We start from the raw sequence: 24,436 nt of genomic DNA on the forward strand, positions 1-24,436 counted from the left end.
GGTGGGTGATCGGCGGAGGACGATCACTCGGGAGGCTGCGGTGGAGACGGCGACGACGATGGGGGCCGGCGCGGCGCTGCGCGAGCGCGCGCCGCAGGCAGCGGCGTCCGCCGACCGCGGAGCATCGCCGATCGAGGCGCGGGACGCTGCCCGCGAGGCCCCCTACGCAGACGCCCTGCGCGCGCACGCCGCCCGCGAGCCGCTGATGCTCATGGTGCCCGCGCACGCGGCCGGCCCGGAGGGCCTGTCGGCGGGTCTCGCCGAGTTCGCCGGGGAGCAGGCGGTCCGGCTCGACATCCCCCAGCTCATCGACGGCATCGACTCCGGCGAGGGGAGCCCGCTCGACCGGGCGCTGGCGCTCGCCGCCGAGGCGTGGTGCGCGCGGCGGAGCTGGTTCCTCGTGAACGGATCCTCGCAGGGCAACCGGATGGCGACGGTGGCGGTCGCGCTGCGCGGGGCGGGCGGGACCGTCCTGGCCCAGCGCAGTGCGCACTCCAGCCTCACGGACGGTCTCATCGTCTCGGGGCTGACCCCGCGCTGGGTGCTGCCCAGCGTCGATGCGGAGCGCGGCATCAACCACGGCGTCACGGCGGGGTCGCTGCGCCTCGCGCTCGCCGCCGCGGCCGAGGCCGATGGCGCGGCGCCCGCCGCGGTCTACGTGATCTCGCCCAGCTACTTCGGCGCGGTCGCAGACGTCCCCGCGCTCGCGGAGGTGGCGCACGAGCACGGTGCGCCGCTCATCGTCGACGCCGCGTGGGGCGCCCACTTCGGCTTCCACGAGGGCCTGCCCGCCTTCCCCACGAGCGAGGGCGCGGACGTGGTGGTCACGAGCACGCACAAGATGGGCGGCAGTCTCGGCCAGTCCGCCATGATCCATCTCGCGGAGGGGCCGTTCGCCGATGAGCTCGAGCCGCTGCTCGAGCGGGCGTTCCGCCTCACGCAGAGCACGAGCGCGAGCTCGCTGCTCCTCGGATCGCTCGATGTCGCGCGTCGCAGCCTGGTCGCCGGCGGCCCCGGGATCGGCGCGAGCATCGCCGCCGCCGGTCGTCTGCGCGCCTGGGTCCGCGCCCAGCCCGAGCTGGAGCTCGTCAGCGACGGTTTCGCCGCGGTGCCCGACATCTCCGGCGCCGATCCGCTGCGCGTCTCCATCGATGTGCGCGGCACGGGCCTCACCGGCTACGAGCTGCGGTCGAGGCTTGCGGAGGAGTTCGCGGTGTACACCGAGATCGCGACGCTGGGCGCGGTCGTCGCCTTCCTCGGCCCGGGCAAGCCGCTGCCGCTCGAGCGCTTGACCACCGCCGTGCGCGCGGTGATCGACTCCGTGACGGAACGGCGGGAAGCGGTGGTTGCCGAGAGCCTGGCCGAGAGCCAGGCCGAGAGCCAGGCCGAGAGCCAGACCGAGAGCGCGGGCGAAGCGGGCGAGCGCGGCCCGCGCAGCCCTGCGCCCGCCGCGCGGGCCGGCACGCTCGCGCGGCTCGCGCTCCCGGCGCCCGGGGAGACGCGCCTGAGTCCGCGCGAGGCGTTCTTCGCCGCCTCCGAGCTGGTCCCCGCCGCCGAGTCCGTCGGCCGGATCTCCGCGGACGCGCTGGCCGCCTACCCTCCGGGGATCCCGAACATCCTCCCCGGCGAGACGATCACCGCAGAGGCGGTGGCGTATCTGCAGGCGGTGGCCGCGTCCCCGATCGGGTTCGTGCGCGGCGCGCACGACGCAGGGGTGTCCCGGATGCGGGTGCTCCGCGATCCCGAGCCTGGAAGTTGAGTGATTCGGGCTCAGATTTCATCCCGATGACTTGACTTCACCTTCGTCGCGGTTAAACTTGAGTTCATCAGGCTCAAGGTTGCCGGGGCACTCGCGACCTGGGCGGCAGTCAGGCGGTGCGCTCACGGCGCACCGGTTCAGCAGCGGAGAAGGAGATCACACATGTCACGTGCAGTCGGCATCGACCTCGGCACCACCAACTCGGTCGTCGCGGTTCTCGAGGGCGGCGAGCCCACCGTCATCGCCAACGCGGAGGGGTTCCGCACCACCCCATCGATCGTCGCGTTCACCAAGGACGGCGAGGTGCTCGTCGGCGAGACCGCGAAGCGCCAGGCCGTCACCAACGTCGACCGGACCATCGCCTCGGTCAAGCGCCACATCGGCACCGACTGGAAGAGCGACGAGATCGACGGCAAGCGCTACACCGCGCAGGAGATCAGCGCCCGCACGCTCATGAAGCTGAAGCGCGACGCGGAGACCTACCTCGGTGACAAGGTCACCGACGCGGTCATCACCGTGCCCGCCTACTTCAACGACGCCGAGCGCCAGGCCACCAAGGAGGCCGGCGAGATCGCGGGCCTCAACGTGCTCCGCATCATCAACGAGCCGACCGCGGCCGCCCTCGCCTACGGTCTCGACAAGGGCAAGGAGGACGAGCTCATCCTCGTCTTCGACCTCGGCGGCGGCACCTTCGACGTGTCCCTGCTCGAGGTGGGCAAGGACGACGACTTCTCGACCATCCAGGTGCGCGCCACCTCGGGCGACAACCGGCTCGGTGGCGACGACTGGGATCAGCGCATCGTGGACTGGCTCATCACGCAGTTCAAGTCCTCGACCGGCGTCGACGTGTCGAAGGACAAGATCGCGCTGCAGCGCCTCAAGGAGGCCGCGGAGCAGGCGAAGAAGGAGCTCTCGAACTCGATGAGCACCCAGATCCAGCTGCCCTACCTCTCGCTCACCGAGAACGGGCCCGCCAACCTCGACGAGACGCTCAGCCGCGCGAAGTTCGAGGAGCTCACGAAGGATCTGCTCGAGCGCACCCGCAAGCCCTTCGAGGACGTCATCAAGGAGGCCGGGGTCAAGGTCTCCGACATCGCGCACGTCGTGCTCGTCGGCGGCTCGACCCGCATGCCCGCCGTCACCGAGCTGGTGAAGAAGCTCACCGGAGGCAAGGAGCCCAACAAGGGCGTCAACCCGGATGAGGTCGTCGCCGTGGGCGCCGCGCTGCAGGCCGGCGTGCTGAAGGGCGAGCGCAAGGACGTGCTCCTCATCGACGTCACCCCGCTGTCGCTCGGCATCGAGACCAAGGGCGGCATCATGACGAAGCTGATCGAGCGCAACACCGCCATCCCGACCAAGCGGAGCGAGACCTTCACCACCGCCGAGGACAACCAGCCCTCCGTCGCGATCCAGGTCTTCCAGGGCGAGCGCGAGTTCACCCGCGACAACAAGAACCTGGGCACCTTCGAGCTCACGGGCATCGCACCCGCCCCGCGCGGCGTGCCGCAGATCGAGGTCACCTTCGACATCGACGCCAACGGCATCGTGCAGGTCTCCGCGAAGGACAAGGGCACCGGCAAGGAGCAGACGATCACCATCTCGGGCGGCTCGACCCTCTCGAAGGAGGACATCGAGCGCATGGTCCGCGAGGCCGAGGAGCACGCCGCGGAGGACAAGAAGCGGCGCGAGTCGGCCGAACAGCGCAACGTCGCCGAGCAGCTCGCCTACTCGGTCGAGAAGCTGATCTCCGAGAACGAGGACAAGCTGCCCGAGGACGTCAAGACCGAGGTGCAGGGTGATCTGGACGCGCTGAAGCAGGCGCTGGCCGGCGAGGACGACGAGGCGGTGAAGTCCGCGTCCGAGAAGCTCGGCCAGAGCCAGACGAAGCTCGGCGAGGCCATCTACGCCGCAGCGCAGGCCGAGGCTCCCGCCGACGGCGCCGCCGATGACGCGTCGAAGGACGACGACGTGGTGGACGCCGAGGTCGTCGAGGACGATGAGGAGAAGAAGTAATCATGGCGAACGAGGAACAGCGCATGCCCGGGGATGACCCGAACGCCGGCGAGGTTCCTGCGGATCGCACCTCGGGGCCGGAGTCTGCGGACTCCGGCCCCGAGCCGCAGGAGGAGGAGCTGACGGTCGAGGACATCCTCGGAGCGGAGCAGGACGCGGACGCCAAGGACGCGGACGCCAAGGACGCGGACGCCGCCTCGGGCGCCTCCCCGGCGGAGGAGGCGGAGAACCCGTACCTGGAGGATCTGCGCCGCCTCACCGCGGAGTACGCGAACTACCGCAAGCGCACGGAGGCGAACGCCGAGCTCGAGAAGCAGCGCGCCGTCGCGGCCGCCGTGACCCCGCTGCTCGCGGTGCTCGACGACCTCGACCGGGCCGAGCAGCACGGCGACCTGGTCGAGGGCTCCGCCTTCGCGACCATCGCGCAGAAGCTCCGCGGCACGATGGAGCGCTTCGGCGTCGTCGCCTTCGGCGAGAAGGGCGAGCCCTTCGACCCTCAGCTGCACGAGGCGATCGCGCAGGTTCCGGTGCCCGGCACCGAGCAGCACACGGTGCTGGACGTGATCGAGCGGGGGTACCGCATCGGCGATGTCGAGCTGCGCCCCGCCAAGGTAGCGGTGGCGGTGGGGGCAGATGGCTAGTCAGGATTGGCTCGAGAAGGACTTCTACCAGATCCTCGGCGTCTCCAAGGACGCGAGCGATGCGGAGCTGAAGAAGACCTACCGCAAGCTCGCGCGCAAGTACCACCCCGACTCGAACCCGGGGGACGCGGCTGCCGAGGCGAAGTTCAAGGAGGTCAGCGAGGCCTACTCGGTGCTCTCCGATGCCGAGCAGCGCGCGGAGTACGATCAGATCCGCGCCATGGGCGCCGGCGGTGCCCGCTTCACCGCGGGCGGCGGTGGCGGCCAGGGCTTCGAGGACGTCTTCGGCGGCATGTTCGGCGGCGGCAGGGGCGGATCCCACTTCAGCTACCAGCAGGGCGGGGCTCAGGGCTTCGAGGACATCTTCAGCATGTTCGGCGGCGGGGCCCCGCGCGGTCCCCAGCCGGGGCGCGACATCTCCGCCTCGACCACGCTCGACTTCGAGACCGCCGTCCGCGGTGACACGGTGACCCTGCAGGCTCCCACGGGCGCCGTGAAGGTGAAGATCCCGGCCGGCGTGAACGACGGGCAGAAGATCAAGGTGCGCGGCAAGGGGGAGCCCAGCCCGAACGGCGGGGCTCCCGGCGACATCATCCTCACGGTGAGCGTGCGCAAGCACCCCGTCTTCGAGCGCGAGGGCCAGAACCTGCGGGTGAAGCTGCCGGTGACGTTCTCCGAGGCCGCGCTGGGCGCGACCGTCGAGGTGCCGACGCTCGGCGGACCGCCCGTCAAGCTGAAGGTGCAGCCGGGCACCCCCAGCGGGCGCGTGCTGCGCGTCAAGGGCCGCGGGGTCAAGAGCGCGAAGGGCACCGGCGATCTGCTGGCCGAGGTCCAGGTGGTCGTCCCCGCCCACCTCTCGGAGCAGGCGCGCGAAGCGCTGGAGGCATTCCGCGCCGTGGAGCCCCAGGAGAACCCCCGCGAGGATCTGCTCGCCCGGGCGAGGGGGTAGGCGGACCCCATGTCAGCGCAAGCGCAGATCGATCGCTTCACCCCCATGTTCGCGATCGCAGCCGCCGCCGAGCTCGCCGAGATGCACCCGCAGACGCTGCGGCAGTACGACCGCATCGGGCTCGTGTCGCCGCAGCGCACCCGCGGCAACACCCGCCGGTATTCCCTGCACGACGTCGCGCAGCTGCGCGAGATCGCCAGGCTCTCGGCCGAGGGCCTGAGCCTGGAGGGGATCCGGCGGGTGCTGCAGCTGGAGGACCGCGTGCGCGAGCTGGAGCGGCAGGTGCGCGAGCTGGAGCACGCGCTGACGGAGGAGCGCATGCAGCGACCCGAGCGACGTGTGTTCGCGGCGGGATCCGCCGGCGGCGAGGTCATCACGCTCCGCCGTGGCACGCGGGTGCGCAGGAACGCCGAAGTCGTCGTCTGGAAGCCCTGAGCCGTCCGGAATCGGCCCTGCGCCCCGACAGCGGCTCCTGCGGGCGGGCCGCTCCCGCGGACGAGCCGCGCTGCGGGCGATACGCTGGGAGCGTGGGTGACGCGGCGGGGGACGAGTTCAGGGCCGTGTTCGCCGAGCTCTCGCGCGAGCCGGACTTCGACGCCCCCGAGCTCCGCGCCTTCGACGCCGCCGACGAGCTGATTCTCGCGACCGCCGCGGATCGCGTGCGCGGGCTGGGCCCGGGCGAGCTCGTGATCATCGGCGACCGTCACGGCGCGCTCACGGTCGGAGCGGCCGCGGTCCTCGGAGCGCGCGGGATCCGCAGCCACCAGGATCCGCTGCTCGCCGAGCGGGCCCTCGCACGCAACGTCCGGCGCATCCTCGGAGCGGCGGAACCGGGCGCCGTGTGCACCGCGCATCCGCTCGGCCCGGAGCTGCTCCGAGGCGCGCGGCTCGTGCTGCTGCAGCTGCCGCGCGGACTCGACGCCCTCGAAGAGATCGCCTGGGCGATCGCCCGCTGGGCGGAGCCCGAGGCGGTGGTGTTCGCCGGCGGTCGCGACAAGCACATGACCCGCGCCATGAACGAGGTGCTGGGTCGTCACTTCGGCGAGGTGAGCGCGGGCCTGGGCCGCCGGAAGGCCCGGGTGCTCACCGCGAGCTCGCCGCTGGCGCCCCGGGATCCCGGTGCCCCGCCCTTCCCGCGGTGGGGCGGCGACGAGGCCCTGCCGTTCCGAGTGGCGGCGTTCGGCGCCACCTTCGGCGGCGCCACTCTCGACCGCGGCAGCCGGCTGCTGCTCGCCGGCCTCGGCTCGGCGGCTCCCGCTGCGCGTCGCATCGTCGACCTCGGCTGCGGCAACGGCGTGCTCGGCGTCGCCGCGGCGCTCGCCCGCCCAGCGGCGCGCATCATCGCCACCGACCAGTCGTCCGCCGCCGTCGCCGCCGCCCGGCTCACCGCTGAGGCGGCGGGGGTGGCGGATCGCGTCGAGGTGCATCGCGCCGACGCGCTGGAGGCCGTTCCCGCGGCGTGGGCCGAGCTGATCCTGCTCAATCCGCCGTTCCACACCGGCGCGACGGTGCACGCGGGCGTCGCCCACCGGCTCATCCGGGCTTGCCGTGAGGCGCTGGCGCCCGGGGGCGAGCTGCGCCTCGTGTTCAACTCCTCGCTGCGCTACCGGCCCCTCGTCGAACGGACGGTGGGGCCCGTGCGGGAGATCTCCCGCGATCCGTCGTTCACGGTGCTCTCCGCGTCGCGTCGCTGAAGCCGCCGGGAGTATAACGCCGGAGTTATCCCCGCAACGCAGATCGAACTTGTCACCTAATACATAAGCCGGACAGAATCGTACCGAACCGATCATTAGGGATCTGTTCGCATCACCCGAAACGTCGACCGGAGCGAGCACTCAGTGGCGAGTGCCTCCTGCGCGACCGCGGATCGGCCGCCGAGCGTTTCATCAGCTGACCCAACGGAGGGAACAACCATGTCTTTCGCGACTTCGAGGCGAGGCCGGCGCGCGTTCGCCGCGGTATCGGCGGGTGCGGCCGCAGCTCTGCTGCTGGCCGGCTGCGGGAGCGATCCGGGCGGATCCGGAGGCGGCTCCGGCGAGCAGATCCTCACCTTCGGCCTTTCCGCCGAGCCGGCGACGCCGATCACCGGCGTGCAGCAGGGCGGCGCGGTGAACCAGCTCCTCACCATGGTCCACCGCGGCCTCATGAGCTACGACGAGAGCGGGGCGGTGGTGCCCGGCGTGGCGGAGTCGGTCGAGACCCCCGACGACACGAGCTACGTCTTCACGCTCCGCGAGGGGCTCACCTTCCACGACGGCACGCCGCTGACCGCTGACAACGTGAAGAACTCGCTCGAATACTACCGGGATCCCGCGAACGCGCCGCAGATCGCCTCGGGCATCGCCGACATCGAGTCCATTCAGGCGGAGGGCGACACGGTCACGATCACCCTCTCCCAGCCCAACACCGCCTTCCTGCAGTATCTGGCTCTCCCCTTCGCGGCGATCGTGCCCGATTCCTCGCTCAACCCCGACACCCCCAACTGGGTCGGCGCCGGCCCCTTCGAGATGACCGAGCTGCAGGACGGAATCGGCGTCACCCTCACCAAGGACGAGGATTACTACGGTGCGGACGAGGTGGCACTCGACGGCGTCGAGGTGAAGTTCTACGCCGACGGCGAGGCGCGCACCAACGCGCTGCTCAGCGGCGACGTGGACATGATCGAGTACGTGCCCTGGGAGAACTTCGACCGGGTCGCCGAGGCCGGCTTCACCGTCGACGCGAAGGAGGGGCCCTTCCAGTACGTGCAGTTCAACGTCGAGGGAGACTCCCCGTTCGCGGATCCGAAGGTGCGTCAAGCCGTGGCCTACGCGATCAACCGGGACAATGCGGTGACCGCGGCGTTCCAGAGCCACGGGGCCCCGCTCGAGGGCATCGTGATCCCCGAGAGCGATCCGGCCTACACCCCGGGGGCGGCGACGCTCTGGAGCTACGATCCCGAGCGCGCGAAGGAGCTGCTCGCCGAAGCCGGCTACCCGGACGGCTTCGCGGCGACGCTGCTGACCACCTCCCAGTACACCTTCCTCCAGGACAACGCCCTCTCCGTCCAGGAGGACCTGCGCGCGGTCGGCATCGATGTGACCCTCGACGCCCCCGACTGGTCGACGCGGGTGAGCCAGGGCAACGCCGGCGAATACGACATCGCCGTGTCGGGCGACGCCGGGCTCATCACGGACCCCTCGTACCTGCTCAACTGGGTCGTCGGCAACGAGAACTTCAACGTGAGCTGGGGATACCGGAACGAGGAGCTCACCGGCCTGATCGAGGAGGGGCTCCGCTCCACGGACGACGCGGAGAAACGGGCCATCTACGAGGAGATCACCGGCCTGTGGGCCGAGGAGGTGCCGATCGCCTCGATCAACACCCGGCAGCAGGCCTACGCCTACAGCGACCGCGTCGAGGGCTTCGAGACGATGCCCGGCTTCCTGGTCTTCTACAGCTCGTTCAACATCGCGAACGCCTCGCTCGGATAGCGATCGGGATCCGGCGACACCGTGCTGATATTCATTGCAAAGCGCCTGGCCATGGGGGCGGGACTCGTGCTCCTGGTCCTCACGCTCATCTTCTCCGCGCTGCACTTCGTACCCGGGGATCCCGCCGTCCTCCTCCTCAGCGGGGGCGACGGCGGGGCCCCGAGCCCCGAGGCCGTCGAGCGCGTCCGTCAGCAGCTCGGCCTCGACCAGCCGCTGCTGCAGCAGTACCTGCACTTCCTCGGGAGCGCTCTCACGGGCGACCTCGGCGAGTCGTTCCGCACCGGGCAGCCGGTGGTCGAGGCCATCGGAGCGCGGCTGCCCCGCACGCTGCAGCTCATCGTGTTCGCGACCCTGCTGGCGGTCGCGAGCGGTGTCACGCTCGGTGCGCTGGCCGCCCGCAAGGGCGGGCGGATCGACACGCTCGTGACCGCCCTCAGCTCGATCGGCGTGGCGCTGCCGGTGTTCGTCTTCGGAGCCGTGCTGATCCTCGTCTTCTCCATCAAGCTGGGCTGGTTCCCCGCGGGCGGCTACGTGGACTTCGCGCAGGATCCGCTCGGCGCGATCATGTCGCTCACCCTGCCAGCCGTGGCACTCGCGGTGGGGTTCTCCGCGCAGATCGCGCGGATGACACGCTCCGCGGTGCTCGAGGTGCAGGGCCAGGACTGGGTGCGGACCGCGAGCTCGATCGGCCTCGCCCCCTTCACCGTGTTCCGCAAGCACGTGCTCCGCAACTCGCTCACCCCCGTGGTCACCGTCATCGGCATCGGCTTCGCCACGCTGCTGGGCTCGACCGTGCTGGTCGAGCGCGTCTTCAACTACCCCGGCCTGTCCAGCCTCCTGGTCGACGGCGTCACCAACCGCGACTACCCGGTGGTGCAGGGCATCGTGATCGTCATCGCCCTGCTCTTCATCCTCATCAACATCGTCGTCGATCTGATCTACGGCGTGCTCGACCCCCGAGTGAGGCGATCGTGAAACTCCACCCGCGCTTCCGTGAGGCGCTCACCCCGCTGCGCGTCGTCATGATCGCCTACGTCGTGATCGTCATCGTCGTGATGATCGCCGCGCCGCTGCTGGCGCCCGACGATCCCATCTCGCAGAACGTGTCGCAGCGCCTGCTGCCCCCGTTCTCGCAGGGCCACCTCCTCGGCACGGACGAGCTCGGGCGGGACATCCTCTCCCGGCTCATGTTCGGCGCCCGCATCGAGCTCTTCATCGCCCTCGGCGCGACGCTGCTCTCGATGGTGCTGGGCACCCTGCTCGGCCTCTTCGGCGCCTACTTCAACGGGCTGACCGAGTTCGTCACGATGCGGCTCGTCGTCGACGTCATCCTCGCGTTCCCCCCGATCATCCTCGCGCTGCTCGCGGTGACGCTGTACGGTCCGGGGGCCGTCACCCTGATCGTCGCCATGGGCGTCCTCTTCGCGCCGCTCTTCGCGCGCATCACCTACGGCCAGGTGCTCTCGGTGAAGCGCGAGGAGTACGTGGACGCCGCCCGCACCTTCGGCGCGCCCACTCTGCTCGTCATGTTCCGCACCGTGCTGCCCAATGTGTCGGCCCCGATCATCGTGCAGTTCTCGCTGACGATGGCGGCGGCCGTGCTGCTCGAGTCCGGGCTCAGCTACCTCGGGCTCGGCATCGTGCCGCCGGCGCCGTCCTGGGGCTCGATGGTCGCCCAGGGCCAGCGCTACCTGACCACCGACCCGCACGCCCTGCTGGTGCCGGGCATCACCGTCGTCCTCACGATCCTCGCCTTCGGCATCCTGGGCGACGCGCTGCGGGACCTCCTCGATCCGAAAGCGAAGAAGCGCTCATGAGTACCCCCCTTCTCAAGGTCGACGGACTGTCCGTGGCGTTCCAGGGACCGGGTGGATGGCGAGACGTCACCCACGAGGTGTCCTTCGAGCTGGGCGCGGGGAAGACCCTGGCCCTCGTCGGGGAGTCGGGGTCCGGCAAGTCGGTCACCGCGATGTCGATCCTCGACCTGCTGCCGCCGGGAACGCGGCGGACCGGGCGGATCCTCTTCGACGGCGTCGACGTCACGGGCCTGAAGGGCGCGGCGCTGCGGGCCCTGCGCGGCTCGCGCATCGCCACGATCTTCCAGGAGCCGATGACCGCGCTCAACCCCGTGTACACGATCGGGGACCAGCTCATCGCGGCGCTCACCAGCCATCGCGAACTCACGAGGGCCGAGGCGCGCACGCGCGCGATCCAGCTCCTGCGCGACGTGCACATGCCCGCCCCCGAGACGAAGGTGGACGACTACCCGCACCAGCTCTCCGGCGGGCAGCGACAGCGCGCCATGATCGCGATGGCGATCTCCAGCGAGCCCGAGCTGCTCATCGCCGACGAGCCGACCACGGCGCTCGACGTCACGGTGCAGGCCGAGATCCTGGATCTCATCGCCGAGCTCCAGGAGCGCCTCGGCATGGCGGTGCTCATCATCACGCACGACATGGGCGTGGTGGCCGAGGTCGCAGACGAGGTGGTCGTGATGAAGGACGGCCGGGTGGTCGAGGCGGCACCGGCCGCGCAGCTCTTCGCGAGGCCGGAGCACGAGTACACGCGCAAGCTGCTCGCCGCGGTGCCGCGGCTGGGCGAGGCGGGGGACTTCCTCGCGTCCTCCGCCGACAAGCTGCGCATCGACGGCGTGACGGCCGCCACGGTCGTGCCCGAGGCGGTGCTGCGGTTCGACCGGGCCGTGATCCGCTATCCCGGCCGCTGGCGCACACCGGGTTTCCAGGCGATCAACGGTCTCGACCTCGTGGTCGCCAAGGGCGAGATCGTCGGCCTCGTCGGCGAATCGGGGTCCGGCAAGTCCACCATCGGCAAGGCCGCCGTCGGCCTGCTCCCCGTGAGCGAGGGCGAGCTCGAGGTCCGCGGTGAGCGGATCACGGGCGCCGGTGGCCGCGCGATGCAGCAGCTCCGCAGGCACGTCACGATGGTGTTCCAGGATCCGGCGTCCTCGCTGAATCCCCGGCGCACGATCGGACAGGCCATCTCGGATCCGCTGATGTGGCAGGGGATCGAGCGCGATGCGCGCCGCAGGCGCGCGCGGGCGGAGGAGCTCCTGGAGAAGGTGCAGCTCGACCCCGCTTGGGTGGACCGTCATCCGCACGAGCTCTCCGGCGGTCAGCGGCAGCGCATCGGGATCGCGCGGGCCATTGCGACGAACCCGGCGCTGATGATCGCCGACGAGCCGACCTCGGCGCTCGACGTGTCGGTGCAGGCACAGGTGCTGGAGCTGTTCCTGGCACTGCAGCGCGAGCTCGGGTTCTCGTGCCTGTTCATCAGCCACGATCTCTCGGTGGTGGAGACCCTGTCGAACCGGGTCGTGGTGCTGCGGCACGGCGACGTCGTGGAGCAGGGTGCCACCGAGCAGGTGCTGCACCATCCACGAGACGAGTACACGCGCCGGCTCATCGCGGCGGCGCCGGTGCCCGATCCCGAGGTGCAGCGGCGGCGCAGGGCCGAACGCCAGCTGCTGAAGGCAGGCTGATCGTGGAGACGCGACGCCTGGAGGTCTTCATCGCGCTGGCGGACGCCGGCGGCTTCCGGCAGGCCGCCGACCGGCTGTTCATCACCCAGCCCGCCCTCTCGCAGCAGATCATGCGGCTGGAGAAGGACGTCGGCGTGCAGCTGATCGATCGGAGCACCCGTCCCATCAGCCTCACGGAGGCCGGCAGGGAGTTCTACTTCCGCTGCAAGAACGTGCTCGATGCCATGGGAGAGGTGTCTCAGCTCCTCGAGGACGCCCGGGAGGTGCGCTTCGGCCGGGTGCGCATCGGCATTGTGCCCGCGATGCTCTTCGCCGCGCCGGCGCGGATGGTGCGCACCTTCCGGCAGCGGTTCCCGAAGGCCGAGGTGCAGCTGCGCAGCATCGCCACCTCGTACCTGGTCGAAGAGCTGGAGCAGGGGAGCATCGACGTGGCGATCCTGCTCACGCGGCCCGAGCTGAAGGACGTCGCCTCGCACGCGCTCTACGGCGAGGACTACCTGGTGTGCCTTCCGGAGGACCACCCGCTCGCGGCACAGGAGCAGGTCAGCTTCGCGCAGCTGCGCAACGAACGGATCCTGCAGGGGCCGCGCTCCGCGAACCCCGCGGGTTTCGACTCGATCATCGCGGCCTGCGTGGGCGCGGGGTTCTCACCGAAGACGGGCGAGGCCTACGGCTCCTATCTCGACCTCGCCGGGCTCGTGTCGGCCGGGATGGGCGTCTCCTTCGTGCCCGTCTCCTACGGAGATCTGCGCCCGAGCGGCGTCGTCTACCGGCCCCTCGTCGACCCGACCGTCTCCATGAACGTCTCGGTGAGCTGCTATGAGCGGCGGCTCGACTCCGTGGGCCGCGCCTTCGTGCAGCACTGCATCGAGAGCTGCGCGGTTCCGGCCGATGCGGCGCCCTCACCGGACCCACGAGAAAGGAAGCAAGGATGAAGCTCGCGATCTGCCAGATGGTCTCTGGCGATGACAAAGAGGCGAACCTGAGGGAGATCGAGCGTCTCGCCGAGGCGGCGGCGGAGGCGGGAGCCGATCTCGCCGTGTTCCCCGAGTTCGCCATGTACGACGTGCCGGTGCTCGGCCCGGAGTTCGTCGCCCACGCGGAGGCACTCGACGGGCCCTTCGTGCAGGGTCTCTCTCGGGTGGCCGATCGCACGGGGGTGACGCTCATCGCGGGGATGCTCGAGGAGATCCCGGGGGAGGACCGCGGATACAACACGCTGGTGGCCGTCGCCCCGCACACGGGGCTCGCCGCCGTCTACCGCAAGCTGCACCTCTACGACGCCTTCGGGCTGCGCGAGTCGGAGCACATCCGCCCGGGGGACATCGGAGCACCGGTCACCCTCGAGGTGGGCGACGCCACGGTCGGCATGCTCACGTGCTACGACCTGCGGTTCCCCGAGGCGGCCCGGCAGCACGCCGACGCGGGCACGGATGTGCTGGTCTACCCGGCGGCGTGGATGCCCGGGCCGCGCAAGGAGGACCACTGGAACACCCTGGCCCGGGCGCGGGCCATCGAGAACACCTTCTACGTGGCCGCCGTCTCGCAGGGTCCCGCGATCGGCACGGGCGGGAGCCTGATCGTGGACCCGATGGGCGCGACGCTGGTCGAGATCCCCGAGGTCAGCGGCGTGGCCGTCGCCGAGATCAGGCGCCAGCGGATCGCGGAGGTGCGCGCCGTCAACCCGTGTCTCGTCAACCGGCGCTTCACCGTCGCGGCGGCGTCGTAGGCCCGCAGCCGAACCCAGAGAAAGGAACAGAGGGAACACATGTCTGAACAACTGAAGCAGGGGGCCTGGCTCTCGGACGGCAGCGTGGCGATCGGCGAGATCGTCGCAGGCCTCGGATACGACTTCGTCGTGCTCGACGTGGAACACGGGGCATTCGACCTCGCCATCCTCGAGCGCTTCATTCCGGTGCTCAAGGGGCTCGGACTCGAGGTCCTCTCGAAGGTGCTGGTGCCCGAGCGCGGCGCGATCCAGCAGGTGCTGGACTTCGGATCCGACGGGGTCATCATCCCGCACATCGAGGGCGTCGAGCACGCGAAGCGGGTCACCGACTTCGCGAAGTTCCCCCCGCTCGGATCCCGCAGCCTGGCCGGAGGGCGCACCATGGGCTACGCCGGCTACGACGACGCGTGGGTGGCGGAGCAGGACCGCACCATCAAGGTCTTCCCGATGGTGGAGGATCCGCGGGCGCTGCGCGATGTCGAGCAGATCGCGGCGCTCGACACCGTCGACGGGATCTTCATCGGCCCCGGCGATCTCTCCCTGATGAGCGGTCGCGGCGTCTACCGCCAGAGCGAGGCGGATTTCGAGGACTTCCGGCGGGTCGTCGCGGCGGCGCGGGCCAACGACAAGCCGTGGATCCTGCCGGCCTGGACCACGATCGAGAAGGAGTTCGCGGTTGCGGAGGGCGCCGACTACGTGCTGCTGGCGATGCAGCACGCCGCCATATCCGAGGGGTACCGGAGTGCGCGCGCCCTGATGGACGGGCTGATCGAGGGGGCCGTGCGGGTGTGAGGGGTGCGGTTCACGCCGAGTCGCGGCCGTGGCGGGCGCGGATCAGGTCCCGGGCCGAGAGCTGATGCGAGCGCCGGCCGTAGTCGTCGGAGGTGATCCCGGTGATGAAGTGCCCGGGATCGACGTCGAGCGCGGTCCCGAGCCGGATCAGGGTCTCGGCCGTGGGGCTGGAGACCCCGCGCTCGATCTTGCCGATGCTGGTCCAGCTGATCTCTGCGAGTTCGCCCAGGTCTTCGAGTGAGATCCCGAGCCCGTGGCGCACCGCTCGGATGCGCTGTCCGATGGCGACTGCTGCGGGTGAGTGGATTCTCGGCACCGGACCAGAGTGTCGGTGCCGGGCTTGAAACGCCAGAGGGTACGCGCTCAGGGAAAAAACAGCCAGTGCACAGCAAGCGGGAAGCCGGAGGGTCCCGTCTCCGCGGGGTGTCAGCGCTCGGCGGGATCCTGGCCCGGCGCGGGATCGCGCTCGGCGGCGTCGATCGCCGCGTCCTCCGCGATGTCGTCGGCGGTGCGTTCGCGGTTGCGCCACTCGTAGATGCTCGCCGAGGCGGTCTCGCGCGGCTTCGCGAGCAGCAGCAGGGAGAGCGAGGCGCTGATGAGCGCCGCGAAGATCGCCGCGATGAGCGCTGAGACCATGAGGGAGAACCGCATCGAGCTCGCCAGCAGGTAGATCAGGGCGAAGGGCACCGCGAAGAAGAGCAGGCGCAGCGCGGTGTAGACGAGCCAGGCGGTGCGGGGATTCTTCACCCGGCCGAGTGTACCCGTGTCACCTGGAGCGAAGCTGCCCGGCCGCCTCCGGCCACCAGCCTCCGGCCAGCGGGGGACACTAGCATGGGGGTCATGGTGCGGGTCGTGATTATCGGGGTCGTCGTCGCGGTGGCGTTCACGCTCTACGCGCTCGTGGACGCCGCGATGACCGAGGCGAGCCGTGCCCGCGGAGTGGGCAAGCCGCTCTGGATCCTGATCGTCGTGCTGCTGCCCGTGATCGGCGGCCTCCTGTGGTTCCTGATCGGCAAGGGGACGAAGCCCGCCGAGTCCGCGAGGCGTCCCGCGCCGGACGACGACCCGCGATTCACGGGGACCCGGCTCTCGGGGCCGGATCTCGACGCGACCGTGCGGGACCTCGAGGAGCGCCTGCGCGAACTCGACGCCGAGACCTACCCCGGGGAGGAACGCGGCACCACCGGAGCGGCGCCGCGCGAGAGCCGCGGGCCCGTGCATCCGCCCGCCCCCGAGCCGCCGGCGAAGCCGGCCGATCCCGCCGACCCCGCCGACGGCACCGCCCCCGAGGGCGACCGCAGGGCCGACGGCGACGCGGCGCAGCCGTGACCGCACGTCCGGAGCCCGCGGCGTCCTCGGTGTTCGCGGTCGAGCTCCTCGCCGAGCTGGTGCGCCGGGGGGTGGAGGACGTGGTCGTCTGTCCCGGATCCCGCTCGCAGGCGCTGGCCCTGGCCGCCGCCGCCGCCGAGCGCGCCGAGGCGGTCCGCCTGCACGTGCGGCTCGACGAGCGATCCGCCGCGTTCTTCGCGCTCGGGGTCGCCCGCGAGACGGGGGTGCCGGCTCCCGTGATCGTGACGAGCGGCACCGCGGTGGCGAATCTCATGCCCGCCGTGCTCGAAGCCCACGAGGGACGCGTCCCGCTGCTGCTGCTCACCGCCGACCGTCCCTCCGAGCTCCGCGGCATCCGCAGCAACCAGACCACCCGGCAGGCCGGCCTCTTCGACACGGTCGCCCGGTTCTCCCGCGACGTGCCCGCTCCCCGATTCGCCTCGGACGGGGATCTCGATCGCGCTGACGGGCGCGACCCCGGAGCGCTCGCCGCCGCCGCGCTCGCCGCGGCGGCCGGGACTCCCGGCGCCCGGCCTCCGGGCCCGGTGCACCTCACCCTCGCGTTCCGCGAGCCGCTGTCGGGCACCGCCGGCTTCGACGAGATGATCGCGCGCGGATTCGCGGCGGCGAGCGCCGAGGCGGCGCAGCTGCGCGCCTCGGACGAGCCGGCCCCGGACTACAAGGAGCGCAGCGCGTACGCCCGCGCCGAGCTGTCCGCCATGCGCGAGCCGGTGACGCGGGCGATGCTCGCGGAGAGCGTGTGGCGCGCCTCCTGGCTCGCCGAGGCGGTGAGCGGCGCGCGCTTCGGCCGGGAGGCGATCGCGGCCTACGCCACCCTGCTTGAGGATCCCGCGCTCGGCGGTCTCGTGGAACAGGCGATCGTGTTCGGGCACCCCACGCTCACCCGTCAGCTGCCCGCGCTGCTGCGCCGCGACGACGTCGAGGTGATCGTGGTGGATCCCTACGGTGAGGCCGAGCACTACGACCCATCGGGCGGCGCGCGCGTGGTGCGGGCGGCGCGCGTCGCCGAGGACCACGATCCCCGGGCGCTGCGGCGCTGGCTGGGCGCGTGGGTGATCGCGGACCGTGCGCTGCTGCGCGAGCGCACCACGGTGCACGAACCCGATCTCGGCGCCGCGCTCGCGAGCGGCTACAAGGAGCGCAGCGCGTACGCCCGCGCCGAGCTGTCCGCCATGCGCGAGCCGGTGACGCGGGCGATGCTCGCGGAGAGCGTGTGGCGCGCCTCCTGGCCGCACGACCGGCTGGTGCTGGCGGCCTCCCGCCTGGTCCGCGTGCTCGACGGTCTGGCGCCGGCCCGCAGGCTGGAGGTGCGCGCGAACCGCGGCCTGGCCGGCATCGACGGCACGGTGGCGACGGCGCTCGGCGTCGCGGCGGCGAGCCAGGCGAGCGAGGACCCGGCCCGGGCCGCCGGCACCACGCGGGTGCTGCTGGGCGATCTGGCGCTGCTGCACGACGCCGGCTCGCTGCTGCTGCCGGAGAGCGAGCCGCGTCCGCGCGTGCAGCTCTTCGTCGGCAACGACGGCGGCGGCACCATCTTCGCCGATCTGGAGGTTGCGGGATCCGCCCCCGCCGCAGATTTCGAGCGGGTGATGACGACCCCGCAGTCCGCTGAGCTCGCAGCGCTCGCCGCTGCCTACGGCTGGGAGTACCGCCGCGTCTCCACCCGCGGAGAGCTGGAGCAGCTGCTCACCGAGCCGGTGGCGGGCCCGTCGCTCATCGAGATCCCGCTCTCCGGCTGAAGCCGCTGCGCGTGCCCGGTCCGCGCGCTCAGGGGGCGAAGGCCTCGGTGATGGGGCGCAGCTTCGAGACGGTCTCGCCCAGCTCGTGCTCGGGGTCGGATCCCGCGACGATCCCGCCGCCCGCGCTCGCGACGACGGGCCGCATGCCGCTGGCGGGGTCGGCGTCTCCGAGCTGGGCGCAGCGCAGCGCGATCGCCCACTCGCCGTCCCCGGCGGCGTCGATCCAGCCGACCGCGCCGGAGTACCGTCCGCGATCGAAGGGCTCCAGCTCGCGGATGGCGGCGACGGCCGCGGCCGTGGGCGTGCCCGCGACGGCCGCCGTCGGGTGGAGCGCGCCGGCGAGCTCGAGCGAGGAGACGTGCTCGGCGAGCGCGGCGCCGAGGTCGGTGGCCAGGTGCCACACATTGGGCAGCCGCAGCGCGAAGGGCTCCTCGCTCGTGCGCAGCTCGCGCACGTGGGGGGAGAGCGCGGTGACGACGCTCTGCACGGCGAAGGCGTGCTCGTGCTGCTCCTTCGCGCTGGTGAGGAGCTCGTCGCGGGCCCGTGCGTCGCGCTGCGGGTCCTCGGGGTGGCGCCCGCGGGTGCCGGCGAGCACCCGGGCCGAGGCCGCCCCGCCCGTGGCGCGGATGAGGGTCTCCGGGCTGGCGCCCACGAGCCCGTCGACGGCGAAGGTCCAGCAGTCGAGGTAGCGCTCGGCGAGCCGCCCGAGCGGGACGCGCAGATCGGAGTCCGCGGCGACCGCGCCGGCGACCCGGCGGGCGAGCACGATCTTCTCGGCCGCTCCGTGCTCGATGCGGCGCGAGGCCTCGCGCACTCCGTCGAGGTACTCGGTGACGCCCTGCCCAGCACCGGCGGCAGCGGTCGAGGGGATCCCGAAGGAGGTGCCCTCCCAGTGGCCGGCGGGCGCGGCGGCAGGGAGACCCGGATCCCGCGGAGGCCCCTCGGGACCCGGGTCAGGCGCGTCGAGCCGGGTCACCTCGGTGACCCACCACGCGTCCCGATGCCGGGCCACCAGCAGGCTCGGCACGATCAGCACGCTCTCGGCGGCGCTGTCGTCCGCGAAGGCGAAGGTGCCGAGCGCCACGAGCCCCGTTCCGGGCAGGCGGACCGGATCGTCGACCTCCGCTGCGGCGGCGATCCGCCGCCAGCGTTCCGCCGCCTCCCGAAATCGCTCGGCTCCGGAGAAGCTCAGCCGCAGGGCCTCGCCGACGCCCACGCAGCCGCGGTCGTCGCGCAGCCAGAGCAGCGGACGCTGCGGGTCGGCGAGGTCCACGAGCTCGGGCGTCGCCGCGAGGGGCCTCGTGGTCGCGCGCAGCCGGGGGACTTCGTGATCAACGCTCACTCGCACCAATCTACCCGTTCGAAGCGGGTGCGCCGGGCCTCCGGGAAGCCCGCGGAGGGTGTCCCATACAAGCCCGCGCTAGCATGGAGGGGTGACCCGTGCCGATACCGCGACCAAGCGTGCCGCAGACGTCTCCGCCATGTTCGACGAGGTGTCGCCGCGCTACGACCTCATCAACGACGTGCTGACGCTCGGCAACGATCGTCTGTGGCGGATCGCGACCACCCGGGCCGTCGCACCGCGCAAGGGGATGCGCATCCTCGACCTGGCCGCCGGCACCGGCACCTCCTCGGCCGCGCTCGCGGCGGAGGGCGCCGAGGTGGTCGCCGCAGATTTCTCGCCCGGCATGCTGGCGCAGGGCCGCAAGCGCCACGCGGGCAACCCGCTCCTCGAGTTCGTGGAGGCGGACGCCACGGCGCTGCCCTTCGAGGACGACAGCTTCGACGCCGCCACCATCTCCTACGGTCTGCGCAATGTCAGCGATCCGCGGCGTGCGCTGGCCGAGATGCACCGGGTCGTCAAGCCCGGGGGGCGCGTGGTGATCGCGGAGTTCTCGACGCCGCCCTCGGCGCTCGTGCGCGCGCCCTACGCCTTCTACGGACGGCACCTGCTGCCCCGCATTGCGGGCCTCATCAACCGCGACGCGGCCGAGGCCTACCGCTATCTCAACGAGTCGATCGAGGCCTGGCCGGCGCAGCAGGAGCTCGCGTCCTGGCTGCGTGAGGCCGGTTTCGAACGCGTCGGCTACCGCAATCTCACGTTCGGGATCGTGGCGCTGCACCGCGGCTTCGTGGGCCGCCCGCTCGCACCGGCGGAGGCGACGCCTGCGGCCGAGAAGCCTGCCGCGGCGAAGAAGCCTGCCGCGGCGAAGCAGCCTGCGGCCCCGAAGAAGCCTGCGGCCCCGAAGCAGCCTGCCGCGGCGAAGAAGCCTGCCGCGGCGAAGCAGCCTGCCGCGGCGAAGCAGCCCGCCGCGAAGAAGCCTGCCGCGGCGAAAACGCCGGCCCCGAAGCAGCCCGCCTCCCGCCCGCCCGCCTCGGCGCAGGAGAGCGGAGCCGAGCAGTGAACCGGTCCGAGGCGCTCGACACCGCGACGCAGGCGCTGCCCATGCGGCTGTTCCGCGGTGCGCAGGATCGACGCCACGCGAAGGAGGTGCAGGAGCAGCTCGAACTCATCGAGACCGAGCTCGCCCAGCACCTCAGCTTCGCCTCGCCCGTGGCGGACGCCCCAGCCCGCTATCTCATGGAAGCCGGCGGCAAGCGGATCCGCCCCATGCTCACCCTGCTCGCGAGCGAGCTGGGAGACGGCCCCAACGAGCTGGTGCGCCGCGCCGCGCAGGCGGTCGAGCTGACGCACCTCGCCTCGCTGTACCACGACGACGTGATGGACGACGCGAAGCTGCGACGCGGCGTGCCCGCAGCGCAGACGGTGTGGTCCAACTCGATCGCGATCCTCGCCGGCGATCTGCTCTTCGCCCGCGCCTCCTCCCTCGTCTCGGGCATGGGCGAGGAGGCGATCCTGCTGCAGGCCCGCACCTTCGAGCGGCTGTGCCTGGGGCAGCTGCACGAGACGGTCGGCCCGCAGGAGGGTGAGGACCCGATCGAGCACTACACGCAGGTGCTCGCGGACAAGACCGGCGCGCTCATCGCCACCGCCGCCCGCATGGGCGTGATGTTCGGCAACGGCCCGGCGGAGTTCGCCGATCCCGTGACCGAGTACGGCGAGCGGATCGGCGTCGCCTTCCAGCTCATCGACGACGTGATCGACCTCTCGCCCAAGAAGGAGCAGACCGGGAAGCGCGCGGGGACGGATCTGCGCGCCGGGGTCGCCACGCTGCCCTATCTGCTGCTGCAGCGCCGTGCGGCGTCCAGCGCCGCAGACGCCGAACTGCTCGCCCGCATCGATGCGGGAGCGGCGGCCATTGCCGAGGGCGCCGATCCGGCGCTGCTCGATCCCGAGGTGGAGGCGCTGCGCGCGCACGAGGTCACCCGGGAGACCGAGGCCGCCGCGCGCCGCTGGGCCGAGGAGGCGAAGCAGGCGCTCGGCGCCCTGCCGAAGTCCTCCGTGAAGCGAGCGCTGGAGCGCATGGCCGACTCCATCGTCAACAGAGAAGGGTGAGCATGAGCAGGATGCGACTGGCGATCGTCGGGGCGGGACCGGCCGGCATCTACGCGGCGGATCTGCTGCTGAAGGCCGAGCGCGACTTCGAGGTCGAGATCGACCTGTTCGAGCAGCTGCCGGCGCCCTACGGCCTCGTGCGCTACGGCGTCTCGCCCGACCATCCTCGCATCAAGGGCATCGTCACCGCGCTGCGGGAGGTGCTCGACTCGGGCGCGATCCGCTACTTCGGCAATGTCCGCTACGGGCAGGACATCACCCTCGCGGACCTCAAGCGCCACTACCACGCGGTGATCTTCGCGACGGGCGCCATCCGCGACGCCGCGCTCGACATCCCGGGCATCGAGGCGGTCGGTTCCTATGGCGCCGCAGACTTCGTCAGCTGGTTCGACGGCCACCCCGATGTGCCCCGCAGCTGGCCGCTCGAGGCGCGCGAGGTGGGCGTCGTCGGCAACGGCAATGTGGCGCTCGACATCTCGCGCATGCTCATCAAGCACGCCGACGATCTGCTGCCCACGGAGATCCCCGGCAACGTCTACGAGGGGCTGAAGGCCAATCCCATCGAGGAGCTGCACCTCTTCGGCCGCCGCGGCCCGAAGTACGTGAAGTTCACGCCGCTCGAACTGCGCGAGCTCGGCGAGGTGCGCGACGTCGACATGGTGCTCGACGAGCGCGACTTCGACGTCGAGGATCCGCACGCGGAAACCCTCGCGAAGAACAAGCAGGTCGTCGTCATGACCCGCATCATGGACAAGTGGCGTGAGGAGCAGCGGCGGCGGGAGGCCGGGGAGGTCGCGCCCGCCTCGCGCCGCCTGCATCTCCACTTCTGGTCGAAGCCGGTCGAGGTGGTCGTCGAGGACGGGCGCGTGGCGGGCCTCAGGATCGAGCGCACCGCGCCGGACGGCCGCGGCGGCGTGGTCGACACGGGGGAGTTCGAGGTGATCCCCATGCAGGCGCTGTATCGCGCCGTCGGCTACTTCGGCTCGCCGCTCGACGAGATCCCCTTCGACGACGCCCGCGGCGTGATCCCCAACAGCCAGGGCCGCGTGCAGGATCTGGAGGGGGAGCAGATCCCCGGAGTGTACGCCACGGGGTGGATCAAGCGCGGGCCGGTGGGGCTCATCGGCCACACCAAGAGCGACGCGATGGAGACGCTGGAGTGCCTGCTCGCGGACCGCGAGAGCTGGTGGCGGCCGGAGGCGCCGGAGGCGGAGACGATTCCCGCGCTGCTGCACGAGCGTGAGGTCCCCTACACCACGATCGAGGGCTGGCATCGCCTGGACGAGCACGAGCTCGGACTCGGCGAGGCCGCGGGGCGGACCCGCATCAAGGTCGTGCCGCGTGAGGACATGACCCGTATCGCCCGCGGCGCGTAGCGGCTCCGCGGCCCGCACCGGCGCCGGCGGGAACCGGTGACCGGCCTCGCTCAGTCGCTGCGCAACTGCAGCCAGGTGGCGAGCAGGGTGTCGGGGTCGCGCAGATCGATCCCGTGGTGCTGAGCCGCGCGCGTCAGGCGGGACCGCACGGTGTTCTCGTGGACGCCCAGGCCGCGTGCCGTTCGCGCGACATTGCCGAAGGAGGCGCACCACGCCGCCAGGGTCTCGGCGACGGCCGGATCGGACTCCGCGAGTCGCTGCAGCCGGGGCGAGCGCAGCACGGGCTCCTCCGCGAAGACGCCGGAGACGCGCTCGAAGAGGAGGGCGGGCCGGAGCGCGGAGACGGTGAGCACGCGCTCTGCCCCGCCGTCCCCGCCGAGCAGCAGCATGCGGTCCGCGAGGCCGCGCAGGGCTGCGACCTCCACGGGGTGATGCGCCTCGCCCGGCAGCGCCACACGCGCCCCGTGGCCCACCAGGCGGTCGAGGACGGGGAGCAGCTGGGCGAGCAGGCGGCGCAGCGCGTCCCGTCCCTCGTTCTCGATCAGCGCGTACACGCGGCCGGCGCGCACGACGGTGACGATCTCGGGGCGGCGCGGCGAGAGCTGCCGGTGCACCGTCGCCCGCAGCTGCGAGAGTACGAGGGAGTACGCTCCGTCCGCCGCGGCGAAGGCGAGGAGCGCGGCACCCCGCTCCTCCGGGAGCCCGAGCTCGGCGAACTCCGAGCCGGCGACGTCGCGGCCGTCGAGCAGGGTGCGCAGCCGCTCCTCCCTGGGCTGCTGCGCCGCCCCGCCGGTCCGCAGCTCCTCGAGCATGACCGAGGCTGCAAGCGCTGCCACGGCGCGGATCCGGCGGTCCTGCTCCTCGGTGACCAGGCCCGTGCCTGAGGCGTCGATCGCCCAGATCGTGCCGAGCGGCAGGGCGCCGGCGCGGATCGCGAAGGCCACCCGCCGAGCCTCGTCTGCCGAGCGTGCGAAGGCGACCGGTGAGTCGCTTCGCAGCACGGTGCGATACTGATCCTCGTTGACGGGCGAGTCCGGCACGCGACGCGACAGGATGCTCTCGCTGCGCGGGCCGTCGATGAGCTGTCCGGGTACGGCGGAGTAGGCGACGATCCGGCGCCCCAGATCCTCGATCGCGACGGAGCCGCCGAAGCATCCCGCGAGTTCGTCGGCGAGCGCGAAGAGGGCTTCCGCGCCGCGATTGCCGCGGGTGTCCTCGCTGTGACGCTGCTCGCCGAGCGCCTGAGCCAGCATCGCGTCGAAGAGGTGCCAGCCGAGATGCTCACCGACGCGCAGCAGCGGCGTGCCGGATTCCTCTGCGAGGGCGGCGAGGCGCGGCGCGTCGGCCGCCGCGCACTTCACCGCGATTCCGGCGTAGCCGAGGCCCGCGGTGCGGCGAGCGAGCTGCGCGAGCGATCCGATGGCGCCGCTGCCCGCCGAGGGGGCCAGCAGCAGCGTGCCCGGCCGTTCGGGGAGCGCGTCGAGCGCCTCGAAGAACTCGATGCCGGTGACCGGCCGCTCCGAGGCCGGGCCGAGTCGCGCCACTGCGCGCGGTCCGAGCTCCCGGAGCAGCTCCTCCAGGGGCACGCCGGCAGGCGTCGCTAGAGAAACCGGCTCATTCACCTCCTCAATGTATAGGAAAAACACACCCCTTCGGCGC

General features: G+C 71.8%; 22 protein-coding genes. 18 read left to right on the forward strand and 4 right to left on the reverse strand.

Annotation, left to right across the window (positions count from 1 at the left end):
- Positions 1-40: 40 nt before the first annotated feature.
- From B4915_RS10385 to B4915_RS10445, 13 genes are all read left to right on the forward strand, one after another.
- On the forward strand, positions 41-1,759 hold the full coding sequence (locus tag B4915_RS10385; protein WP_245907435.1) for an aminotransferase class I/II-fold pyridoxal phosphate-dependent enzyme: 1,719 nt from the start codon (positions 41-43) through the stop codon (positions 1,757-1,759).
- A 162-nt stretch (positions 1,760-1,921) separates the two neighbouring features.
- On the forward strand, positions 1,922-3,772 hold the full coding sequence (dnaK, locus tag B4915_RS10390; protein WP_105805692.1) for a molecular chaperone DnaK: 1,851 nt from the start codon (positions 1,922-1,924) through the stop codon (positions 3,770-3,772).
- A gap of 2 nt (positions 3,773-3,774) precedes the next feature.
- Entirely contained in the window at positions 3,775-4,413 is a 639-nt protein-coding gene (locus tag B4915_RS10395; RefSeq protein ID WP_105805693.1) for a nucleotide exchange factor GrpE, read from the forward strand.
- Positions 4,406-5,362, forward strand: a complete 957-nt coding sequence (locus B4915_RS10400; RefSeq protein WP_105805694.1) for a DnaJ C-terminal domain-containing protein — start codon at positions 4,406-4,408, stop codon at positions 5,360-5,362. The genes B4915_RS10395 and B4915_RS10400 overlap by 8 nt, the downstream gene beginning before the upstream one ends.
- Positions 5,363-5,371: 9 nt before the next feature.
- The gene (locus B4915_RS10405) at positions 5,372-5,797 is read left to right on the forward strand and encodes a heat shock protein transcriptional repressor HspR (RefSeq protein WP_181158540.1); all 426 of its coding nucleotides are present in this window, start codon (positions 5,372-5,374) and stop codon (positions 5,795-5,797) included.
- A 92-nt stretch (positions 5,798-5,889) separates the two neighbouring features.
- A complete protein-coding gene (locus B4915_RS10410) occupies positions 5,890-7,056 on the forward strand; it encodes a class I SAM-dependent methyltransferase (RefSeq protein ID WP_105805695.1) in 1,167 nt (388 codons plus the stop codon).
- A gap of 219 nt (positions 7,057-7,275) precedes the next feature.
- Positions 7,276-8,835, forward strand: a complete 1,560-nt coding sequence (locus tag B4915_RS10415) for an ABC transporter substrate-binding protein (RefSeq protein WP_105805696.1) — start codon at positions 7,276-7,278, stop codon at positions 8,833-8,835.
- Positions 8,836-8,856: 21 nt separating this feature from the next.
- Entirely contained in the window at positions 8,857-9,810 is a 954-nt protein-coding gene (locus B4915_RS10420) for an ABC transporter permease (RefSeq protein WP_219845104.1), read from the forward strand.
- Positions 9,807-10,652 carry an ABC transporter permease gene (locus B4915_RS10425; protein WP_105805698.1) on the forward strand — a complete coding sequence of 282 codons (846 nt, stop codon included), beginning with the start codon at positions 9,807-9,809 and terminating at the stop codon, positions 10,650-10,652. Before B4915_RS10420 ends, B4915_RS10425 begins: the two co-directional genes overlap by 4 nt.
- Positions 10,649-12,334: an ABC transporter ATP-binding protein gene (locus B4915_RS10430; protein ID WP_105805699.1), complete on the forward strand. Its 1,686-nt coding sequence runs from the start codon at positions 10,649-10,651 to the stop codon at positions 12,332-12,334. Before B4915_RS10425 ends, B4915_RS10430 begins: the two co-directional genes overlap by 4 nt.
- Before the next feature lie 2 nt (positions 12,335-12,336).
- Complete coding sequence (locus B4915_RS10435; RefSeq protein WP_181158541.1) at positions 12,337-13,269, forward strand: LysR family transcriptional regulator; 933 nt, start codon at positions 12,337-12,339, stop codon at positions 13,267-13,269.
- The gene (locus tag B4915_RS10440) at positions 13,266-14,063 is read left to right on the forward strand and encodes a carbon-nitrogen hydrolase family protein (protein WP_105805701.1); all 798 of its coding nucleotides are present in this window, start codon (positions 13,266-13,268) and stop codon (positions 14,061-14,063) included. Before B4915_RS10435 ends, B4915_RS10440 begins: the two co-directional genes overlap by 4 nt.
- A gap of 39 nt (positions 14,064-14,102) precedes the next feature.
- Positions 14,103-14,855, forward strand: a complete 753-nt coding sequence (locus tag B4915_RS10445) for an HpcH/HpaI aldolase family protein (RefSeq protein WP_105805702.1) — start codon at positions 14,103-14,105, stop codon at positions 14,853-14,855.
- A 10-nt stretch (positions 14,856-14,865) separates the two neighbouring features.
- Here the strand turns inward: B4915_RS10445 and B4915_RS10450 are convergent, their stop codons facing one another.
- Together B4915_RS10450 and B4915_RS10455 are read right to left on the reverse strand one after the other, a co-directional pair.
- The gene (locus tag B4915_RS10450; protein ID WP_105805703.1) at positions 14,866-15,171 is read right to left on the reverse strand and encodes a helix-turn-helix domain-containing protein; all 306 of its coding nucleotides are present in this window, start codon (positions 15,169-15,171) and stop codon (positions 14,866-14,868) included.
- 110 nt (positions 15,172-15,281) lie between these two features.
- Positions 15,282-15,602 carry a DUF4229 domain-containing protein gene (locus tag B4915_RS10455; RefSeq protein ID WP_105805704.1) on the reverse strand — a complete coding sequence of 107 codons (321 nt, stop codon included), beginning with the start codon at positions 15,600-15,602 and terminating at the stop codon, positions 15,282-15,284.
- A gap of 93 nt (positions 15,603-15,695) precedes the next feature.
- On the opposite strand from B4915_RS10455, the gene B4915_RS10460 reads away from it, so the two are divergent.
- Positions 15,696-16,184 carry a PLD nuclease N-terminal domain-containing protein gene (locus tag B4915_RS10460; RefSeq protein WP_105805705.1) on the forward strand — a complete coding sequence of 163 codons (489 nt, stop codon included), beginning with the start codon at positions 15,696-15,698 and terminating at the stop codon, positions 16,182-16,184.
- Entirely contained in the window at positions 16,181-17,944 is a 1,764-nt protein-coding gene (gene menD, locus B4915_RS10465) for a 2-succinyl-5-enolpyruvyl-6-hydroxy-3-cyclohexene-1-carboxylic-acid synthase (protein WP_245907436.1), read from the forward strand. Before B4915_RS10460 ends, menD begins: the two co-directional genes overlap by 4 nt.
- A 28-nt stretch (positions 17,945-17,972) precedes the next feature.
- Here menD and B4915_RS10470 read toward each other — a convergent pair whose 3' ends face one another.
- Positions 17,973-19,286: an isochorismate synthase gene (locus B4915_RS10470; RefSeq protein ID WP_105805832.1), complete on the reverse strand. Its 1,314-nt coding sequence runs from the start codon at positions 19,284-19,286 to the stop codon at positions 17,973-17,975.
- Between the two features lie 91 nt (positions 19,287-19,377).
- Between B4915_RS10470 and ubiE the strand changes: the two genes are divergently transcribed.
- Genes ubiE through B4915_RS10485 form a run of 3 tightly spaced genes read left to right on the forward strand, consistent with a single transcriptional unit; the run spans position 19,378 to position 22,777 of the window.
- Positions 19,378-20,349 carry a bifunctional demethylmenaquinone methyltransferase/2-methoxy-6-polyprenyl-1,4-benzoquinol methylase UbiE gene (gene ubiE / locus B4915_RS10475; RefSeq protein WP_105805706.1) on the forward strand — a complete coding sequence of 324 codons (972 nt, stop codon included), beginning with the start codon at positions 19,378-19,380 and terminating at the stop codon, positions 20,347-20,349.
- A 41-nt stretch (positions 20,350-20,390) separates the two neighbouring features.
- Entirely contained in the window at positions 20,391-21,401 is a 1,011-nt protein-coding gene (locus tag B4915_RS10480) for a polyprenyl synthetase family protein (protein WP_105805833.1), read from the forward strand.
- A gap of 2 nt (positions 21,402-21,403) precedes the next feature.
- A complete protein-coding gene (locus B4915_RS10485) occupies positions 21,404-22,777 on the forward strand; it encodes an FAD-dependent oxidoreductase (RefSeq protein WP_105805707.1) in 1,374 nt (457 codons plus the stop codon).
- Between the two features lie 50 nt (positions 22,778-22,827).
- Here B4915_RS10485 and B4915_RS10490 read toward each other — a convergent pair whose 3' ends face one another.
- Positions 22,828-24,399 (reverse strand): PucR family transcriptional regulator, encoded by a 1,572-nt coding sequence (locus B4915_RS10490; RefSeq protein ID WP_105805708.1) that lies wholly within the window; start codon positions 24,397-24,399, stop codon positions 22,828-22,830.
- Positions 24,400-24,436 lie beyond the last annotated feature (37 nt).

The organism is Leucobacter massiliensis (assembly GCF_002982315.1).
Classification (GTDB): Bacteria; Actinomycetota; Actinomycetes; order Actinomycetales; family Microbacteriaceae; genus Leucobacter; species Leucobacter massiliensis.

What these genes read in the sequence shown, in the direction of transcription:
- dnaK (WP_105805692.1), top strand. Translation starts at nt 1,922, where the DNA reads ATGTCACGTGCAGTCGGCATCGACCTCGGCACCACCAACTCGGTCGTC.
- B4915_RS10395 (WP_105805693.1), top strand. Translation starts at nt 3,775, where the DNA reads ATGGCGAACGAGGAACAGCGCATGCCCGGGGATGACCCGAACGCCGGC.
- B4915_RS10400 (WP_105805694.1), top strand. Translation starts at nt 4,406, where the DNA reads ATGGCTAGTCAGGATTGGCTCGAGAAGGACTTCTACCAGATCCTCGGC.
- B4915_RS10405 (WP_181158540.1), top strand. Translation starts at nt 5,372, where the DNA reads ATGTCAGCGCAAGCGCAGATCGATCGCTTCACCCCCATGTTCGCGATC.
- B4915_RS10415 (WP_105805696.1), top strand. Translation starts at nt 7,276, where the DNA reads ATGTCTTTCGCGACTTCGAGGCGAGGCCGGCGCGCGTTCGCCGCGGTA.
- B4915_RS10430 (WP_105805699.1), top strand. Translation starts at nt 10,649, where the DNA reads ATGAGTACCCCCCTTCTCAAGGTCGACGGACTGTCCGTGGCGTTCCAG.
- B4915_RS10440 (WP_105805701.1), top strand. Translation starts at nt 13,266, where the DNA reads ATGAAGCTCGCGATCTGCCAGATGGTCTCTGGCGATGACAAAGAGGCG.
- B4915_RS10445 (WP_105805702.1), top strand. Translation starts at nt 14,103, where the DNA reads ATGTCTGAACAACTGAAGCAGGGGGCCTGGCTCTCGGACGGCAGCGTG.
- B4915_RS10460 (WP_105805705.1), top strand. Translation starts at nt 15,696, where the DNA reads ATGGTGCGGGTCGTGATTATCGGGGTCGTCGTCGCGGTGGCGTTCACG.
- B4915_RS10480 (WP_105805833.1), top strand. Translation starts at nt 20,391, where the DNA reads ATGCGGCTGTTCCGCGGTGCGCAGGATCGACGCCACGCGAAGGAGGTG.
- B4915_RS10485 (WP_105805707.1), top strand. Translation starts at nt 21,404, where the DNA reads ATGAGCAGGATGCGACTGGCGATCGTCGGGGCGGGACCGGCCGGCATC.